Consider the following 17,460-nt stretch of genomic DNA (forward strand, 5'->3'; position numbering starts at 1 on the left):
TCATGGCCCCCATTCCCGGCAGTGGCCTGGCCAAGGGCCTGGCCGTCACCCTCCGCACGATGACGAGGAAGTCCGTCACCGCGCAGTACCCGGACACCCAGCCGGCCCTGCCGCCCCGCAGCCGCGGAGTGATCGGCCTGTTCGAGGAGAACTGCACGGTCTGCATGCTGTGCGCCCGTGAGTGCCCGGACTGGTGCATCTACATCGACTCCCACAAGGAGACGGTCCCGCCGGCGGCACCGGGCGGCCGTGAACGCAGCCGCAACGTCCTCGACCGCTTCGCCATCGACTTCTCCCTGTGCATGTACTGCGGTATCTGCATCGAGGTGTGTCCTTTCGACGCCCTGTTCTGGTCCCCCGAGTTCGAGTACGCGGAGACCGACATCCGTGACCTCACCCACGAGCGCGACAAGCTGCGCGAGTGGATGTGGACCGTCCCCGCCCCGCCCGCCCTGGACCCCGGCGCGGAGGAGCCCAAGGAGATCGCCGCCGCCCGCAAGACGGCCGAGAAGCTGGCGGCCGCTCAGGCTGAACCGCGGACGGACCCTCAGGAGGGACAGCCGTGAGCCTCGCCGCAGCCGCCGTCACCGCCCACGCGGCCGGCACCCACGCCCTGGCCGCTCACGCGGCCCCGTCGAACGGTTCGCACGGCTTTCTCTCGCCGACGGGCGTCGAGATCACGTTCCTGCTCGTCGGCCTGGTCACCTTCGGCGCCGCCCTCGTCACCGTCACCACCCGGCAGCTGGTGCACGCCGCCCTGTGGCTGGTGGTGGCGCTCGGCGGACTCGCCGTCGAATACCTCCTGCTGACGGCCGAGTTCATTGCCTGGGTGCAGGTCCTCATCTATGTAGGATCCGTCGTCGTCCTCCTTCTGTTCGGTCTGATGCTGACCCGGGCTCCCATCGGCCGCTCCCCGGACGCCGACTCCGGGAACCGCTGGGCCGCCCTGGCGGTGGCCGCCGTCGCCGCGGTCACGCTCGTCTGGGTGGTCGTCGACGCCTTCCGCACCACCTGGATCGACCTGGACGGCCCAGCCGCCGGCTCCACCGAGGCCACCGGCGAGAGCCTCTTCCAGAACTGGGTCCTCCCCTTCGAGGGCCTGTCCGTCCTCCTCCTCGCCGCGCTGGTCGGCGCGATCGTCCTGTCCCGCAAGGCGAAGGCCGAGCCGGGCTCTCCCTCTGTGAACTCCGGAGCCGCGACCGGGAGTTCCCCATCCGTCCCGGATTCCCGTAATCACCCGATCGGGCGAAACGGGGCTTCCGAGGGAACCGGTTCGGGAGCGTCCGAGGGAACCACGCCGGCAGAGCAGGAAGGCGCCCGCTGATGCATCTCGCCTATCCCGCCGTGCTGTCGGCCCTGCTGTTCTGCACGGGCCTCTACGGCGTCCTCGCCCGCCGCAACGCGATCCTGGTCCTGATGTCGGTCGAGCTGATGCTCAACGCCGTCAACCTCAACCTGGTCGCCTTCGACATCTGGCTCAGCCGGGCCGCCGAGGACACCCTGCACTCCGGTCAGGCCCTGACCCTCTTCACGATCACCATCGCCGCCGCCGAGATCGGTATCGGCCTGGCGATCGTGCTCGCCGTCCACCGCAATCGCGGCACCTCGGACATCGATCGGCTCCGCGACACCGCCGAGGGCCACGACCCCGATCACGACAGCCCCGCCGCCGGGCAGGCCGAGAAGGCTGAGGCCACCGCGTGACCACGACCACCCTCGCCGTACTCGTCCCCCTCCTCCCCTTCCTCGGTGCCGCGGCCGGCCTGCTCCTGGGCCGTACGACCCCGGGGTTCGCCCGGCCCCTCGCCGTCCTGCCCACCCTCGCGTCGCTGGTGCTCGCCGTTGTCGTCGCCCTGCGCCAGGGCGGGGGACAGGCGATCACCGCCGCCACCGAGCTCACGCCCACCGGCTCGGTGCCGATCGAACTCGCCCTGGACGTCGACGGCTTCGCCGCGCTCGTCGTCGTACTCGTGACCGTCGTCGCGACCTGCGTGCAGGTGTACTCCACGGGCTACCTCCGCGAGGACCCCCGCTACGCGTCGTACGCCGCGCTCGTCTCCCTGTTCACCTCCGCGATGCTGCTCGTCGTCTACTCCGGTGACCTGATGGTGCTGCTGGTCGGCTGGGAGATCATGGGCATCTGCTCGTACTTCCTGGTCGGCCACTACTGGGAGACCCCCGAGGCCCGAGCCGCCTCCATCAAGGCGTTCCTGGTGACAAAACTCGGCGACGTCCCCTTCCTCATCGGCCTGTTCGCACTCGCCACCGACGCCGGGTCCTTCCGCATCACGAAGATCCTCGGCACCGTCGCAAGCGGCGGCCTCGACCACCCGACCGTCATCGCGCTGCTGCTCCTCGCGGGAGTGGCGGGCAAGTCGGCGCAGTTCCCGCTGCACACCTGGCTGCCCGACGCGATGGCCGGTCCGACGCCGGTCTCCGCACTCATCCACGCCGCGACGATGGTCGCCGCCGGCGTCTACTTCGTAGCCCGCCTCCTTCCGGTCTTCGAGGCCTCACAGGCCGCGATGGTCGTACTCGCCGTCATGGCCGCCGTCACGATGGTCGGCTCCGGCCTGGCCGCGCTCGCCCAGGACGACATCAAGCGGGTCCTCGCCTACTCGACGATCGGCCAGCTCGGGTACATGACGGGCGCCCTGGCCGTCGCCGACCGTGGCGCCGCCGTCTTCCACCTCCTCTCGCACGGAGCCTTCAAGGCCCTGCTCTTCCTCGCGGCCGGCGTGATCATCCACGCTGCCGGCACCAATTCGCTGGCCGCCATGTCCCGCATGGGCCATCTGCGCGACCGCGTCCCGGACGCCTTCTGGACGATGACCGTGGCGCTCCTCGCGCTCGCCGCGATCCCGCCGTTCAGCGGCTTCTTCTCCAAGGAGTCCGTCCTCGGCGCGGCCGAGCACGTCGCCACCGGCCACACCGAACACGCCCCCGGCGCCGCGGGCTGGACCGTCCTGATCGCCGGAGTGGTCACCGCCCTGCTCACGGCCGCGTACGCGACCCGCCTGTGGCTGCTCGCCTTCCGCGGCCGGGGCGCCGAGGCCCCCGATCACGGCAGGCAGCCGCTGACGATGACTGTGGTGCTGTGGGTGCTGGCCGTGCCCTCCCTGGCCGTCGGCGGATTCGCCTACCGCGTGCTCCCCGACTGGTTCGACGGCGACGACCTCGCCCCCACCCTCACCACGTCCGTCCTCGGCACCGGTGTCGCCCTCATCGGCGGCATCGTCACCTACGCGGCCTGGCGGCACACGACCTCGCTGGCCATGGGCGTACCGCTGGGCGCGGTCGCCGCGCACCCCGAGGGCGACGCCGGACAGGTCGAGGCCGAGGCCATCGCCAGTCACACGCCCGTGTACGGGGGAGTGGCCTACGCACTCGACCCGGCGGACCCCGGCAGGCTGCTGCTCGGCCCGCTGCACCGCCACGCCGCCGTCGGCTTCCACCTCGACGCGGTCTATCGGACGCTCTTCGTCCGCCCGGTCCAGGGCGGCGCTGCCCTCGTCCGGTTCCTCGACCGCGAGGTCGTCGACACCTACGTACGCGGCGCCGGCGCCCTTCCACGCTGGCTCGGCATCGCCGTGCGGCGCGCCCAGACCGGCAATGTGCAGACCTATGTGAGCGCGCTGCTCGCCGGCACCGTCGTCCTCGCGGTCGCCGCCGTCCTCGTCGCCACGGGAGCGTGAGCAGGCGTGATCGATATCAACGAGTCCGTGATGCAGTTCCTTCTGGCGTTCATCGTCGTCGGGCCGCTCCTCGGCGCGGCCGCCGCCCTCCTGCCGGCCCCGCCGAGGCTGAAGGGGAAGTCACCCGAGCAGGCGGTGCTCCGGCACGGTGTGACCGTGACCGGCGTGGTGCTCGTCGCGGCGATCGTCCTCGCGCTGGGCTTCGACCACGACCAGCCGTCGAAGATGCAGGCCAGCACGGACATCAGCTGGATCCCGGCACTCGACGTGCGCATCCACCTCAGCGTCGACGGCATCTCCCTCCCCCTTCTGGTCCTGACCGCGCTGCTGACCTTCCTCTGCGCGCTCTACTCGTACTTCAAGATGCCTTCCGGGCCCACCCCGAAGGCGTTCGTCGCCCTGCTGCTCCTGCTGGAAGGCGGCACCCTCGCCACCTTCGCCGTCCTCGACCTGCTGCTCTTCTTCCTCGCCTTCGAGACGGTCCTCATCCCGATGTACTTCCTCATCGCCCGCTGGGGCGGCGACGGCCGGGCCGCGGCCGCCTGGAAGTTCATCCTCTACACGCTGCTCGGCTCGGTCGTGATGCTGCTCGGCCTGCTCCTGATCGGCCTCAAGGCGGGCACGTTCGACATGGTGGCACTCGCCACTGACAACGGCCGGTCACTGACCGCGTCCGTGCAGGTCGTGGCAGTTCTGGCGATCGGTCTGGGGCTTGCGGTCAAGACGCCGATGTGGCCCCTGCACAGCTGGCTGCCCGACGCCCACACCGCGGCGCCGACCGTGGGCTCGGTGCTGCTGGCCGGCGTCCTGCTGAAGATGGGCACGTACGGGTTCGTGCGGATCCTGCTGCCTATCGCCCCGGACGGCTTCGCCGACTTCGCGCCCTACCTCGCCGCGTTCGCCGTCGTCGGCATCATCTACGGATCGCTGGCCTGCCTGGCCCTGGCCAAGCAGGGCGCGAAGGGCGACCTCAAGCGCCTCATCGCCTACTCGTCCGTCGGCCACATGGGCTTCGTCCTCCTCGGCATCGCCACGATGACCCCGACCGGCGTGAACGGCGCCCTGTTCGCCAACATCGCCCACGGCCTCATCACCGGCCTGCTGTTCTTCCTGGTCGGCGCGCTGAAGGACCGTACCGGCACGACCGACCTCGACACCCTCGCCGAGGAGACCGGCGCGGCCCTGTACGGCAAGGCCCCCCGCCTGGGCGGACTGCTCGCCTTCGCGGCGGTCGCCTCGCTGGGACTGCCCGGCCTCGCCGGGTTCTGGGGCGAGATGCTCGCCCTGTTCGGCGCGTTCGATCCCGCCGCCGGCCTCAGCCGCCCGGCCTTCCTCACCTTCATGGCGATCGGCGCCTTCGGCACCCTGCTCACCGCCGCGTACCTGCTCGTCGTGGTGCGCCGCGTGTGCATGGGCGCGGTCCCGCGGGACGCCCCGCGACTCGCCGACGTCCACAGCTACGAGTTCGCGGCCTGGACCCCGCTGGTCGCCCTCACCGTCGTCGCCGGTCTCTGGCCCAAGACCCTCCTCGGCCTCACCGACCCGGCCGTGCAGCAGCTCCTCGCAGGAGGCACCCGATGAGCTCCCCGGCCCAGCCCCTCGCCGAGTCGCTGGTCCAGTCCGTCGACTGGCTCGCCATCGCGCCCCCCACCGTCGTGGCAGCCGTGGCCCTCGCGGTCCTCGTCGCCGACCTGTTCGTCCCCGAGGGCAGGAAGGCACTGCTCGGCTGGGCGTCCGTGGCGGGACTCGCCGCCGCCGCGCTCCTGCTGCTGCCCCTCCTGGACGGCGACCGCTCCACCTTCTGCCTCACCGGCACCCCGGACGTGTGCAGCTACACCGCCGACCGCTTCACCCTCGTCATCCAGTTCCTCGTCCTCGGCGGCGCCCTCCTCGCGGCCCTCCTCTCGGTCACCGCTCTGAAGGACGCCAGGAAGGACCTGCCAGAAGGCGAGTACTGGTTCCTGCTGCTGTCCTCCGCCGCCGGAGCCGCGCTGCTGCCCGCCGCCCGCGACCTGGCGACCCTCGTCGTCGCCCTGGAGGTCGCCTCGCTGCCCGCGTTCGCCCTGGTCGGCCTCCGCCGCGGCGACCGCCGGTCCTCCGAAGCGGCCCTGAAGTTCTTCCTGTCGTCGGTCACCGCCACCGCGGTCAGCCTCATGGGCATCAGCTTCGTGTACGCCGCGACGGGCACCCTCCACCTCACCCGGCTCGCCGACCGCATCCAGGGCGTCGACGGCCAGCTCCAGACCCTCACCCAGACCGGCGTCGTCCTCACCCTGGTCGGCTTCGCCTTCAAGACGGCCGCCGTGCCCTTCCACTTCTGGGTGCCGGACACCTACGTCGGCGCGCCTCTGCCGGTCGCCGCCTATCTGTCGGTCGTCGGCAAGGCGGTCGGCTTCACCGGCCTGATCCTCGTCACCGTCGTCGCGCTGCCGTCGTACGCCGACGTCTGGGGCCCGGCGCTCGCCGCACTCGCCGCGCTCACCATGACCGTCGGCAACGTCGGTGCCCTTCGGCAGCAGGCCACGCGCGCGTACAGCGCGGTACGCCTGCTCGCCTGGTCCTCCGTCGGCCAGGCCGGCTATCTCCTCGTACCGATCGCCGCCGCCGCGTACTCCGGAGACGCCGAGCGGTCCATCGGCTCCACCGTGGCCTACGCGCTCATGTACGGCGCCGTGAACCTGGGCGCCTTCGCGGTGGCCGCACTGGTCGGCCGTACGAAGACCCTGAACCGGATCAGCGACTACCGCGGCCTGTACGCCCGCAACCCGCTCTCCGCCCTGGTCCTGGCCTTCTTCCTGCTGTGCCTCGCAGGGCTGCCGCCCGGGATCATCGGACTCTTCGCCAAGGTCACCGTCTTCTCCGCCGCCGTCGACGCGGGTCTGGGCTGGCTGGCCGTGGTGATGGCGGTCAACGTCGTAATCGCGCTGTTCTACTACCTCCAGTGGACGGCCCTGCTGTTCCGCGCCCCCGAGGGCGAAGAGGCCAGGCACCTCCCGGTCGCGCCGGTGACGGCGGCGATCGCCCTCACCGGCGTCATCGCCGTCGCTCTCTCCGGGGCACCCCAGCTCGTCCTGCGCTTCACCGACACCGGGCTCTTCTGACCCGCGGCGCCGGCACGCGCGCGTGGCCACGCCGGCACGCGCGCGTGGCCACACACCGGGGCCTCACCCGGACGGCCCTGGGGTGGTGGCGACGACCAGGGAACCCGTGACCTTCGCCTGGCGTTGACCAGTACAGAAGGGTCCACTGGACGTGACACCACGGCACCGGTGGCGTCGCAGACGACCAGTGAAGGTTCCCCTGCCGCACCACTTGGAGGGCGTACCGTGCACCGCCGGCACAACGGGCTCAGGACCGCAGTCCTCCTCGGGGGACTGTCCGCGCTCATCATCGTCATCGGCAGTTTCTTCGGCCGGATGGGGCTCGTCGTCGCGGTCCTGATCGCCCTCGGGACTAACGCCTACGCGTACTGGAACAGCGACAAGCTCGCCCTGCGCGCGATGCGGGCCCGCCCAGTCAGCGAGTTCGAGGCACCCGGGCTGTACCGGATGGTCCGCGAGCTCTCCACCCAGGCCCGCCAGCCGATGCCCCGTCTCTACATCTCCCCGACAGAGGCGCCGAACGCGTTCGCGACCGGCCGCAACCCCCGCAACGCAGCGGTGTGCTGCACCGAGGGCATCCTGCGCCTCCTCGACGAGCGGGAGCTGCGCGGTGTCATCGGCCACGAGTTGAGCCATGTGTACAACCGCGACATCCTGATCTCGTCGGTCGCCGGTGCGCTCGCCTCGGTGATCATGTTCCTGGTCAACTTCGCCTGGCTGATCCCCATCGGCCGCTCGGACGACGACGACGGACCCGGCATCCTCGGCCTGCTGCTGATCATGATCCTGGGGCCGCTGGCCGCCTCCCTCATCCAGCTGGCCATCAGCCGGTCGAGGGAGTACGAGGCGGACGCGTCCGGAGCCCAGCTCACCGGAGACCCGCTCGCTCTGGCCAGCGCCCTGCGCAAGCTGGAGACGGGCACCAAGCAGCTGCCGCTGCCGCCCGAGCCCCGCATCGAGACCGCCAGCCACATGATGATCGCGAACCCGTTCCGCCCCGGACAGGGGTTCGCGAAGATGTTCTCCACCCACCCTCCGATGGCAGAGCGCATCGCCCGACTCGAGAAGATGGCAGGCCACCTGTGAAGACCATCCTGAACGTCATCTGGCTCGTCCTGAGCGGCTTCTGGCTGTTCCTCGCCTACATGGTGGCGGGCCTCGTCCTGTGCATCACCATCATCGGCATCCCGTTCGGCATCGCGGCGTTCCGTATCGGCGTCTACGCCCTGTGGCCCTTCGGGTACACCACGCTCGAGCGGCATGACGCGGGAGCCCCCTCATGCGTCGGCAACGTGCTGTGGTTGGTCCTCGCGGGCTGGTGGCTGGCCATCGGTCACATCGTCACGGGCCTCGCCCTGTGCGTGACGATCATCGGCATCCCGTTCGGCATCGCCAACTTCAAGCTGATCCCGGTGTCGCTGTTCCCGCTCGGACGCGAGATCGTGCCGACGGACCGGCCGTTCGCGACGACCTGGTAGCGGGAGGGACGGCAGCCCGCCCGTCCACGGTCCGGGTGCGCCGCCCGCCCACAGTCAGACGGCGCCGACTGTCCACAGCCAGCCACTCAGGGGCGACTGTCGACTGTCCACAGTCCGCCGGTTGTCCACAGCCCCGGCCGGTTGTCAGTGGCGGCTTGCATCATGAACGCATGACCGAGAACGAGCAGTTGCTGACGAGGGTGGCGGCCGAGGCGCGCAACGCCCGACCGTGGGGTTGGCCTTCACTCCCCGAGCCGGTGAACGCGGCCACCTTGGCCCGCGCCGAGGCGGCCCTCGGCTTCAGCCTGCCCCCGCTCCTCGCCGACCTCTATCTCCGCATAGGCGACGGTGGGTTCGGTCCGGAGTACGGGCTGTTGCCCCTGCTCGACAACCCTCCCGCCGGCGAGCCCGCCGCCGTCCCGCAGTACCTCGCCAACCGGGAGGCCGCCCGCAGGAACCTGGACTGGCCGTGGCCCGAAGGAGTCCTGCCGATATCCCACTGGGGCTGCGCGATGTACGCCTGCGTGGACTGCCGCAGCCCCGAGGCCCCCGTCCTCCTCTTCGAGCCGAACGCCGACGACGCCGCCCACGCCTGGTACGTGGACGCCCCGAGCCTCGCCGACTGGCTGCGTGCCTGGCTCGACGGCACCGGCTGGTACGAGGAGACGAACGACGACATGGACCTGACCCCGTGGGCGGACTTCCCCCTGCGCACGGGCTCCGCGCACCCCACCACCTGAGGACCACCCACCGGGGGCGAGCCCAACCCTTGCCTCAGCCCCCTGCCCCGGCCCCCGGGGCCAGCCTGGGGTGCCCAGCACCGGGGTGCCTCCCCGCCGGCACGCCTAGCCCCGCGTGCCTTGGCCCTGGCTCGACCGCCGCCGCACCCACCACCGCACCCCGAACACGGCCACCCCCACCGCCAGCACACCCGCGCCCACGACGACCGAGACCACCGGAAGGGAGAAGGCGAGCACCACACACCCGACCAGCCCCACTGCCGGCACGACACGGGAACGCCAGGCCGCGTCGAGCGTCCAGGCCGAGGCGTTGGCCACCGCGTAGTACGCGAGCACACCGAAGGAGGAGAAGCCGATCGCACCCCTCACGTCCACCGTGGCGGCGAGGACCGCGACCACCGCGCCGACGGCCAGCTCAGCCCGGTGCGGCACCTGGAAACGGGGATGCACGGCGGCCAGGACTCCGGGCAGATGCCGGTCGCGGGCCATGGCCAGCGTCGTACGGGAGACACCCAGGATCAGCGCGAGCAGCGACCCCAGCGCCGCGACGGCCGCACCGGCCCGCACGACGGGGGCCAACCCCGGCGCTCCGGCCGCGCGCACGGCGTCGGTCAGCGGCGCACCCGCAGCCCCCAGCCCGTCAGCCCCCAGCCCGTCAGCCCCGAGCACGGAGAGGACCGCCACCGAGACGAGCGCATAAACCACCAGCGTCATGCCCAGGGCGAGCGGGATCGCCCGGGGGATCGTGTGGGCGGGGTCCCGTACCTCCTCACCCAGGGTCGCGATCCGCGCGTACCCGGCGAACGCGAAGAAGAGCAGGCCGGCCGCCTGGAGGACACCCCTCACGCCGCCCGTGGCCCCGGCCCCCAGGTGTGCGGCGTCCGACCGGCCGGAGCCCAGGCACACGACCACCACACAAGCCAGAACAGCCAGGACGACCGCCACGATCGCCCGCGTCAGCCAGGCGGACTTCTGCACGCCGCCGTAGTTCACCGCGGTCAGTGCCACCACGGCCGCGACCGCCACCGCGTGCGCCTGATCAGGCCAGACGTACGCCCCGACCGTCAACGCCATCGCCGCACAGGAGGCAGTCTTGCCGACCACGAAGGCCCAGCCCGCGAGGTACCCCCAGAACTCCCCCAGCCGCTCACGCCCGTACACGTACGTCCCGCCCGAGGCCGGGTAGCGGGCGGCCAGCCGTGCCGACGACATGGCGTTGCAGTACGCGACGACGGCGGCGACCGCGAGCCCGGCGAGGAGCCCGGAGCCTGCCGCGCGGGCGGCCGGGGCGAGTGCCGCGAAGATCCCGGCCCCGATCATCGAGCCGAGTCCGATGACGATGGCGTCCCCGACTCCGAGCGAACGCCGCAGCTCGGCAGAGGCGGGGGTGGACGGAGTCATGGCCCGACCCTACTGATCGCCGCAACCGGCAGGCGCCGCCAATACGTCCTGCTCACCAACGGAGCAGCAACAGTGTGCGAACGAGCGCGCCGGAGATCACAGTGCCTGGAGAAGTGCAGGCATGGCGCGGAGGGGCAGGTTCAGAGGTATGACGATCATCAGCTGGATCTTCCTAGGGCTGTTGGCCGGAGCCATCGCCAAGTTCCTGCTGCCGGGCCGGGACCCCGGCGGCTTCATCGGCACGACGCTCATCGGCGTCGCGGGCGCGTTCATCGGCGGCTGGATCTCGGCCCGCTGGCTGGACCACCCGATCAGCAAGGACTTCTACGACGGCGCCACATGGGTGTCGGCGATCGGCGGTTCCCTGGTGCTGCTGATCGCATACCGGATCTTCTTCGGCCACTCACGCGATTGATGCGCCGGCGTGGGCGCGAGCAGGGCGCCGCATGTACCCGGCCCGGACGAGAGAAGGGTGAGCCCCTCACGGGAGCTCACCCTTCCGACCTCGGAGCTGTGCGGCCGCACGAGCGTGCCTCTCACTCCGTCGGCTCAGCCGATCACCGGGACTGCACGATCACCGATGGTGCAGATCACCGGTAGTTCACGAACTGCAGCGCGAAGTCGAAGTCCTTGCCCTTCAGCAGGGAGATCACGGCCTGGAGGTCGTCCCGGCTCTTGGAGCTGACGCGCAGTTCGTCACCCTGGACCTGGGCCTTCACGCCCTTGGGGCCCTCGTCGCGAATGATCTTCGCCACCTTCTTCGCGTTGTCCTGGGAGATGCCCTCCTCGATGGACGCGAAGATCTTGTACTCCTTGCCCGAGAGCTGCGGCTCGCCCGCGTCCAGGGCCTTCAGCGAGATGCCGCGCTTGATCAGCTTGGACTGGAAGACGTCGAGGACGGCCTTCACCCGGTCCTCGGAGTTCGCCTCCAGCAGGATCTTCTCCCCGGACCACGAGATCGAGGCACCCACGCCCTTGAAGTCGTAGCGCTGCGAGATCTCCTTGGCGGTCTGGTTGAGGGCGTTGTCGACCTCCTGCCGCTCGACCTTCGAGACGATGTCGAAACTGGAGTCGGCCATGTCCTGTGGCTCCTTGTATCGGGGTGCGAATGGGTGCGTGTCGGCGGGCGTGGGGGTGGCCGCCGAGCCCGGGTCGGACCTCGGGCCGCATCCCGACAAGCCTAGCCACCCCGGGTCCCCCGGGTGGCGATCAATCGGGTGGCGAAGCACCCCTCGGCATCGGGTATTGTTTACGTCGTTGCCAGGGAGCACCGCCGCAGAGCGGTTCGAACGGCAGCAACCCAGGCGGTGTGCCCGAGCGGCCAAAGGGAGCAGACTGTAAATCTGCCGGCTCAGCCTTCCCAGGTTCGAATCCTGGCGCCGCCACGCTGAGAGAGACCCCCTCCGAACTGCCGAAACGCAGAGCGGAGGGGGTCTCTTCGTATGCGAACAGTGCCGTTCGAACAAGAGTCGAAATGCGCGGCTTGTCTCACCTGATCTCGGGTGAGTCCCAGGCCTGATCAGCGCGTGTCCCCCAGGCGTCCCCCGGGGGACGGGCCGCTTCCATCCCATTCCCGCAGGCCAGCCTCGATCTGGTGGTTTGCTCGGTCCTGGGCTTGCGCCAGAACCTTCGCGTAGACGCGTAGCAGCACGGCGACCGAGTGCCCGGCCCGACGTGCGACCTCCATCGGGTCCACTCCGCTGTAGAGCCAGAACGAGACCCCGGCGCACCGGAGGTCGTACGGTCGCCGGGCGAGTGGCGATGCCTCCTGTTCCGGCGTCAGCGCGTCGCCTCGGGCGCTTGCCCACACCTCGCCGTATCCCGTGTCCTGAATCACACCACCACGGTTCGTGCGGAAGAGACGGCCGTCCGGAGCTGTGCCGTAACGCTCAATGTGCCAACGGAGCATCGCGACGAAGTGGGGAGGTATGGGCACCACACGCGAGTCTCGCTGTGCTCGTGCCTTGAGGTGGCGGTCTTGGTGGGCCCGACCGTCGTCCGTCCAGTCGCGGCCAGCGTGGACGATCCCGCCACGAAGGGTGAGCTTGCCCCACCCCCTCTTCGGCAAGTGACACTGGGACGCTTTCAGCCCAACCGCCTCGGCGGGGCGCATAGACGCGTAGTACAGGCAGCCGAAGAACGCCTCAAGGTGCGCACCCCGCTCGCCCTGCCCGCGTACGGCTTCAAGCAGAGCCCGCACCTGGCGAGGGTTCGCGACGCTCGCTGGGTCGACCTCTTCGGTTGATTTCGGCGCCGACCACTTCACGGTGGACAGCGGGTTGACCGGAACGCTGAAGTAGCGCCGTTCGACCGCGAGCCCCAAGACGTCGCTGAGGCATGCCCTCTTGCGCCGCGCTGTGCGCGCGCCGGCGGAGGAACCATTGAGCAGTGTCGACAGGGCGTCCAAAGCCAGGCGTAGCGTGGCGGGGTCTTCGAGAGCGGCGACGGGCAGGGAGTTCTTCTCCAGCCAGAGGAGCGCTTCCATGACGTCGCTGGGGTGCTCTTGGGGCCAGCGGCTCTTGTTGTACGCCCAGCTATAGAGGGCGGTGCGGAGTAGGCGGGGTGAGGGTTGCCCGACGGTTGTTTTCACGAGTGCGGGGGTGATAGTGGCGAGGGCGTCGGCGTCGTTGCGGCGCGACTTGGCGGGGAGCTTGTCCCACCTGCGGTCGATGTAGGCGCGCGTGTGCTCGTACCAGGTCACGGAGCCGTGCAGCGCACGGAGTTCGGAGGCGGGGAGGCCCGTCTCCACGTCGAACTGTTCGCCCTTGCGCAGGGCGGTCATTAGCTCGGAACGACGGCCGTCAGCCTGGGCTTTGACGGTGTAGCTCTTGGAATGCTTCTGGGGGCCAACGAGCCACCGGACGCGGTAGGGCTTGGGGCGGTCACGGCGGGTTTCGATGCTGTAGATCCGGACGTCGTAGGTGAGGGGCATGGCTCTCCGGGCAGTAAGAAGCCCGCCCCGACCGGGGCGGGCTTGAGGGGAGATGTCGTCAGGCGGCGTGCTCTTCGCAGCGCTCCCACCAGGCGTCGAGGTCTGTGCGGTTGACGCGAATTTGGCCGTTGGGGAGCTTGTGAATGCGGGGTGCCTGCCCACGTGCGCGCATGCGGTAGAAGGCGGCGCGGCTCATCTTGATCTCGGCGAGCACTTCGGGGAGCTTCAGCTTCTGGGGGCTGGGCATTGCACTCCTTCGGGAAGGTGCGTTCCGGGGGTGGGAGAGTTGGCGCGACATGCCTCTGAGTCGCGACTCATCGGCACTCAACGGCGCTCAGAGGGGTCTTGAGACGCGATGAGTCGCGACTCAGGCAAATGTGGTTCGGACACGTTCAGCGTGATCCCGGTGTAGGTGACCACCTGCCGGCCGTACGCGTCACGGGGTCGGGAGCGGCTGAGCTGGGGGACTACGGAGAGCAGATTGCGGCCGAACACCTGCTTCGTGCCGGGGCGGACGCCGTTGTCCTCTGCCCAATCCCGCCAGACCGTCCACAGCGCATCCACGGGCACGCTGCACGTGGGCCCGGTGGTGCAGCGTTCACGGACGAACGCGGACGTGGGCGAGGCGGTGTCCTGCATGGTGGTGACCGCCTCACGGCTGGAAGCCGGTTCGGTGATCCTGCCCGTCTGCTGAAGCCGGGCGAGACCTTCCAGAGCCCAGTTGAGGATGCCGGGCATCTCGGCGACGAGCCGGTCGAAGAGGGTGGGGTCTTCCTTGCCCAGCCACGACACCCGCATGTTGAGCAGCACGAACCGCTTGGCGATGACGCCGGAGGAGTCGCCGAAGTGCGGCAGTTCGTTGGACAGGATCACCAGCCGTGTGGGCAGCTTGCCTGTCCATACGGGGCGGTACTTGCGGTCGATGTCGATCGTGTCCTCACCCGAGATCGTCAGCAGCCGTTCGACGACTTGGCTGTTGTCGTTGCCGGAGAGCCGGGCATCGGAGATGACCGCGAGCGGCTTGCCGATCAGGGTGGACAGACCGAAGTTCGTCCCGAGTCCGGCCAGGGTCGGTCCGGCAAGGTTCTCCTTGCCGACCAGCTCTTTAAGGACGCGGGCGATGGTGCCCTTGCCGGAACGGGACGGGCCGACCATGAGCAGGATCTTCTGCTGGTCGGTCCGACCGGACAGCACGTAGCCGAACCACTGCTGAAGCGCGGTGATGGCGTCGGGGTCCTCGGGCCAAATCTGCGACAGGAAGTGGTGCCACGTGGGCGCAGTCGCGGCGGGGTCGTAGGGGAAGGGGACGGAGACGAGGTTGAAGAACCCGGGGCTGTGCGGCAGCAACGCGCGGTCCCGGATGCGCAGCAGTCCGTTCTCACACGCCACGATCGGGCCGTCGTCCGGCTCGCCCTCGTTGTCGAGCCACACGGGTGCGTCCACGTCGGTGGGCAGCAGGGTGATGGCTCCGAGGGCGTCGAACAGGTTGCTGATCTTCTGCTTGGTGGGGGCCCAGGCGCGTTCCTCGGTCTCGCCGTCCTTGGTCGGGGCCTGGTAGACGACATGTTCCAGGCGCTCATACATGGCTTTGCGTACCTGGGCTTCGTCCAACTCGCGCCAGCAGGTACCCGTCCAGCGCATCCACGAGCCGCGCCAACGCCGGTACACCAGCTGTCCGCCCTCGCCCTGCCAGTCCGGCAGCAGTCGGCGCGCGACGGCGAGCGGGTTGGAGGGCGCGGGCAGTTCTTCCGCCCGCGGGTCAGAGTCAAAGGCAATGGGGACGCCCTTGCGGGCGGCGCCTGTCGGCTCGCCCACGGCCGTGCTGGGCGCGGCCTGTACGGCGTCCTGCGGGCCGTTGGCAGGGGTGTCGGGCCGGTGCATCATGCTGCGGCTCCCTGGCCGGTGGTGAGGCCGTTGGCGACGGCGCGGCGGGCGTAGTCCTCCGGCACGCCCACGGCGACGGCGGCGGCCACGATCTCTTCCCCGAGCGCTTCCAGGTGGCACGGTCCGGGGCATGCGGTGTGCTGCACGGCGAGGAACCGGGCCACGCCGAACGCCTGCGACCCCGCCCCCGATTCGGTGCGGGCCCGTACGAGGTTCAGGCCGCGTTCGAGACCGGTGCGCACGAACCGCTCGTTGTGGCGGCACCCGGTGGCCGCGTGGCGGCTCCAAGGGGCGCGCGGGGTGGAAGACACCACCTTCCCCCGGGCGGGGGTGGTGTCTTCCTTCACGGTCAGGGCGCGCACGGCCGACGGCAGGTCGCGCAGGCTTCCGGTGCCGTGGCCAAGCCAGCGGGCGTACTGCATGTGCGACTTGATGTCGACGCCGGGGCGCACGGCGTTGGCGGAGCGCATCACGCCCCGGTAGATCCAGTGCTGTCCGCGCGTGGTCGGCACCGTCCGGGTGACGGGCAGGGTCTCGCGTGCCCAGGCAACGGCGTCCGGGGTGTCGAGGTCGACGACGGTCAGTCCGGCGCCGCCGGGGTGGTAGCCGACGGCGACGGCCTCACGCCATGCCGGGGCCCATGCGGGCGAGGTGAGGACACGGGTGTCGAGGGTGGCGGCGGCCCACGCGTGGCAGGGTGCCGGGCACTGGCAGGGGCCCGCGCCCTTCATGTGCGGCCGTCCGCCGCAGGCGCCGCCCGCACAGCGGGCGCAGTTGCCGAACGGCACCTTTCCCGCGCGCAGCGGCAGCGGCTGCACGCCGTGCGCGGCGAGTTCCAGGGCGATGGACAGCGGCTCAGTCGGGGCGGGCGGGGTTCGGTCTCGCCGATGGTCGGTGGGTTGGGCCATGCTGGGTGTCTCCAGTCCTGTTGCAGGGTGCTGGGGGACAAGGGCGGCCCCGGTTCTTTGGCGAGATGGGGGGCCGCCCTTGGCGTGTCTAGTACGGCGGTTCGGCCCCGGCGGGGACGGCGGCGCTGAGGCGGCGGATGACCGCGTGCAGCTTGGCGTCCAGCACGGCCCACGGGTCGGGGGTAAAGGAGTTGAGCGTGACGGCGGCGGCGATGATGACGTCGCACAGTTCGTCGGCGACGTCCGCCGGGGTGTGGGTGGTGCCCTTGCGGGGGTTCTGGCCGGTCATGCCGATGTAGGCGGCGGACGCCTCCCCGGCTTCCTCGGTGACCTTCATCAGGCGCATCGCCTGTTCGTGCCGGCCGGTGCCGTTGGCTTCGTTCAGCAGTGCGGCGAGACGGCCACTGACGGGCCACAGAAGCGAACTCATGCGGTGTCCTCCGATGCGAGGGCGGGAGTGGGGCCGGGGTGGGGTTCGGCGGTGACGTAGAGGCGCATGCGCTGTCCGTCACGTGCGGGGTATCGGCGGAAACCGCCGACGTGGAAGGCGGCGGCGAGGGTGGCCGCGATCTGGTCGGCGTCGCCGGGCGGGCAGATCACGCGGATCTCGAACACGGTGGTCCCTCCGGTCAGCCGTTGAAGGTGCTGCGCTTGATCACGGCCTTGCGGATGTGGACCGTGCTTCCGTTGCGTCCGCCGCTGAGGGCGCGGGCGGGCATGCGCCAGGCGAGGACGGCGAGGGCGATCCACATCGCGGCGCCGGAGGTGAACCCGGCGGCGGCGTTGATGACTTCGCCGATGCCGTAGCCGACGCCGGCCGCGAGGGCGCCGCCCCCGAGACCGGCCCCGAGGAAGCGCTGCGCGATCGGGTCCACGAGGGGCAGCGGGGTGAGGTCGCGCGGCTCCGGCATGGGCATCGGGGGCGGGGCGAGGTGCTTGGGCATGGGGACCATGCGCCCGTAGGCGTCGGGCACCCAGACCACGGGGCCGCGTTCGGCGGCGAGTTCGACAGCCGCCGGGGCGGGCGCGTACAGGTCCAGCGATGCCGGGTCGTGCGCCGGGGCGGTGGGCGTGTCCGGCCGCAGGGCCGGGAGGTGCTCGTTCACGGGTCGGTCCCCTCTCACTTGCCGAGGGCGGAGAGGGCGTCGGCGGACGCCTGCACGAGGTTGTGGATGGGCTCGTACGCGCCGGTCCCGGCGGTGAAGAACCCGAACAGGAACAGGACGAGGGCGGCGCCGCCCCCGGTGGACTTGGTCTTGACGGCGAGGGCGGACGCGGCGCCGAACAGCAGCACGGCGGAGACGTTCAGGATCATTGGGAA

Annotated in this window: 20 protein-coding genes and 1 tRNA gene; 11 read left to right on the top strand and 10 right to left on the bottom strand. The window is 70.5% G+C overall.

Annotation, left to right across the window (positions count from 1 at the left end; translation table 11 throughout):
* Window positions 1-2 precede the first annotated feature (2 nt).
* The 9 genes from ADL34_RS00690 (at window position 3) to ADL34_RS00730 (ending at window position 9,014) form a co-directional block, all read left to right on the top strand.
* On the top strand, window positions 3-566 hold the full coding sequence (locus ADL34_RS00690; RefSeq protein WP_062664131.1) for a NuoI/complex I 23 kDa subunit family protein: 564 nt from the start codon (window positions 3-5) through the stop codon (window positions 564-566).
* Window positions 563-1,324, top strand: a complete 762-nt coding sequence (locus ADL34_RS00695; protein WP_063892238.1) for an NADH-quinone oxidoreductase subunit J — start codon at window positions 563-565, stop codon at window positions 1,322-1,324. The genes ADL34_RS00690 and ADL34_RS00695 overlap by 4 nt, the downstream gene beginning before the upstream one ends.
* Window positions 1,324-1,704 carry an NADH-quinone oxidoreductase subunit NuoK gene (gene nuoK, locus ADL34_RS00700; RefSeq protein WP_062664130.1) on the top strand — a complete coding sequence of 127 codons (381 nt, stop codon included), beginning with the start codon at window positions 1,324-1,326 and terminating at the stop codon, window positions 1,702-1,704. Before ADL34_RS00695 ends, nuoK begins: the two co-directional genes overlap by 1 nt.
* Window positions 1,701-3,695: an NADH-quinone oxidoreductase subunit L gene (locus ADL34_RS00705; protein WP_062664128.1), complete on the top strand. Its 1,995-nt coding sequence runs from the start codon at window positions 1,701-1,703 to the stop codon at window positions 3,693-3,695. The genes nuoK and ADL34_RS00705 overlap by 4 nt, the downstream gene beginning before the upstream one ends.
* A 6-nt stretch (window positions 3,696-3,701) precedes the next feature.
* Window positions 3,702-5,276: an NADH-quinone oxidoreductase subunit M gene (locus ADL34_RS00710; RefSeq protein ID WP_062664127.1), complete on the top strand. Its 1,575-nt coding sequence runs from the start codon at window positions 3,702-3,704 to the stop codon at window positions 5,274-5,276.
* Complete coding sequence (locus ADL34_RS00715; protein ID WP_062664124.1) at window positions 5,273-6,796, top strand: NADH-quinone oxidoreductase subunit N; 1,524 nt, start codon at window positions 5,273-5,275, stop codon at window positions 6,794-6,796. Before ADL34_RS00710 ends, ADL34_RS00715 begins: the two co-directional genes overlap by 4 nt.
* A gap of 225 nt (window positions 6,797-7,021) precedes the next feature.
* Window positions 7,022-7,882, top strand: a complete 861-nt coding sequence (gene htpX, locus ADL34_RS00720) for a zinc metalloprotease HtpX (RefSeq protein WP_062664122.1) — start codon at window positions 7,022-7,024, stop codon at window positions 7,880-7,882.
* Window positions 7,879-8,274 (top strand): YccF domain-containing protein, encoded by a 396-nt coding sequence (locus tag ADL34_RS00725; RefSeq protein WP_062664121.1) that lies wholly within the window; start codon window positions 7,879-7,881, stop codon window positions 8,272-8,274. Before htpX ends, ADL34_RS00725 begins: the two co-directional genes overlap by 4 nt.
* Before the next feature lie 170 nt (window positions 8,275-8,444).
* Window positions 8,445-9,014: an SMI1/KNR4 family protein gene (locus ADL34_RS00730; RefSeq protein ID WP_062664119.1), complete on the top strand. Its 570-nt coding sequence runs from the start codon at window positions 8,445-8,447 to the stop codon at window positions 9,012-9,014.
* Between the two features lie 105 nt (window positions 9,015-9,119).
* Here ADL34_RS00730 and ADL34_RS00735 read toward each other — a convergent pair whose 3' ends face one another.
* Window positions 9,120-10,415: an APC family permease gene (locus ADL34_RS00735; RefSeq protein WP_062664117.1), complete on the bottom strand. Its 1,296-nt coding sequence runs from the start codon at window positions 10,413-10,415 to the stop codon at window positions 9,120-9,122.
* Window positions 10,416-10,563: 148 nt separating this feature from the next.
* Here ADL34_RS00735 and ADL34_RS00740 point away from each other — a divergent pair, with 148 nt between their 5' ends.
* Window positions 10,564-10,830, top strand: coding sequence for a GlsB/YeaQ/YmgE family stress response membrane protein (locus ADL34_RS00740; RefSeq protein ID WP_062664116.1), 267 nt, complete (start codon window positions 10,564-10,566; stop codon window positions 10,828-10,830).
* Between the two features lie 175 nt (window positions 10,831-11,005).
* On the opposite strand, the gene ADL34_RS00745 is transcribed toward ADL34_RS00740, so the two are convergent.
* Window positions 11,006-11,494 carry a YajQ family cyclic di-GMP-binding protein gene (locus ADL34_RS00745; protein ID WP_062664115.1) on the bottom strand — a complete coding sequence of 163 codons (489 nt, stop codon included), beginning with the start codon at window positions 11,492-11,494 and terminating at the stop codon, window positions 11,006-11,008.
* Between the two features lie 224 nt (window positions 11,495-11,718).
* On the opposite strand from ADL34_RS00745, the gene ADL34_RS00750 reads away from it, so the two are divergent.
* Window positions 11,719-11,800: transfer RNA gene (locus ADL34_RS00750), tRNA-Tyr, on the top strand.
* Window positions 11,801-11,934: 134 nt separating this feature from the next.
* Here ADL34_RS00750 and ADL34_RS00755 read toward each other — a convergent pair.
* The 8 genes from ADL34_RS00755 to ADL34_RS00790 form a co-directional block, all read right to left on the bottom strand.
* The gene (locus ADL34_RS00755) at window positions 11,935-13,347 is read right to left on the bottom strand and encodes a tyrosine-type recombinase/integrase (protein ID WP_062664113.1); all 1,413 of its coding nucleotides are present in this window, start codon (window positions 13,345-13,347) and stop codon (window positions 11,935-11,937) included.
* A gap of 58 nt (window positions 13,348-13,405) precedes the next feature.
* Window positions 13,406-13,594: a helix-turn-helix transcriptional regulator gene (locus ADL34_RS00760; protein WP_062664112.1), complete on the bottom strand. Its 189-nt coding sequence runs from the start codon at window positions 13,592-13,594 to the stop codon at window positions 13,406-13,408.
* 77 nt (window positions 13,595-13,671) lie between these two features.
* A complete protein-coding gene (locus tag ADL34_RS00765; protein ID WP_234374913.1) occupies window positions 13,672-15,231 on the bottom strand; it encodes a DNA primase family protein in 1,560 nt (519 codons plus the stop codon).
* Window positions 15,228-16,139: a bifunctional DNA primase/polymerase gene (locus tag ADL34_RS00770; protein WP_199835502.1), complete on the bottom strand. Its 912-nt coding sequence runs from the start codon at window positions 16,137-16,139 to the stop codon at window positions 15,228-15,230. Before ADL34_RS00770 ends, ADL34_RS00765 begins: the two co-directional genes overlap by 4 nt.
* A gap of 88 nt (window positions 16,140-16,227) precedes the next feature.
* Window positions 16,228-16,569: a MazG-like family protein gene (locus tag ADL34_RS00775; protein WP_062664110.1), complete on the bottom strand. Its 342-nt coding sequence runs from the start codon at window positions 16,567-16,569 to the stop codon at window positions 16,228-16,230.
* On the bottom strand, window positions 16,566-16,754 hold the full coding sequence (locus tag ADL34_RS00780) for a hypothetical protein (RefSeq protein WP_062664107.1): 189 nt from the start codon (window positions 16,752-16,754) through the stop codon (window positions 16,566-16,568). Before ADL34_RS00780 ends, ADL34_RS00775 begins: the two co-directional genes overlap by 4 nt.
* A 14-nt stretch (window positions 16,755-16,768) precedes the next feature.
* Entirely contained in the window at window positions 16,769-17,245 is a 477-nt protein-coding gene (locus ADL34_RS00785; protein WP_062664105.1) for a hypothetical protein, read from the bottom strand.
* A gap of 14 nt (window positions 17,246-17,259) precedes the next feature.
* Window positions 17,260-17,454, bottom strand: a complete 195-nt coding sequence (locus ADL34_RS00790; protein ID WP_062664103.1) for a hypothetical protein — start codon at window positions 17,452-17,454, stop codon at window positions 17,260-17,262.
* Window positions 17,455-17,460: the final 6 nt, after the last annotated feature.

This window comes from Streptomyces sp. NRRL WC-3605 (genome assembly GCF_001509795.1).
GTDB classification, from domain to species: domain Bacteria; phylum Actinomycetota; class Actinomycetes; order Streptomycetales; family Streptomycetaceae; genus Streptomyces; species Streptomyces viridochromogenes.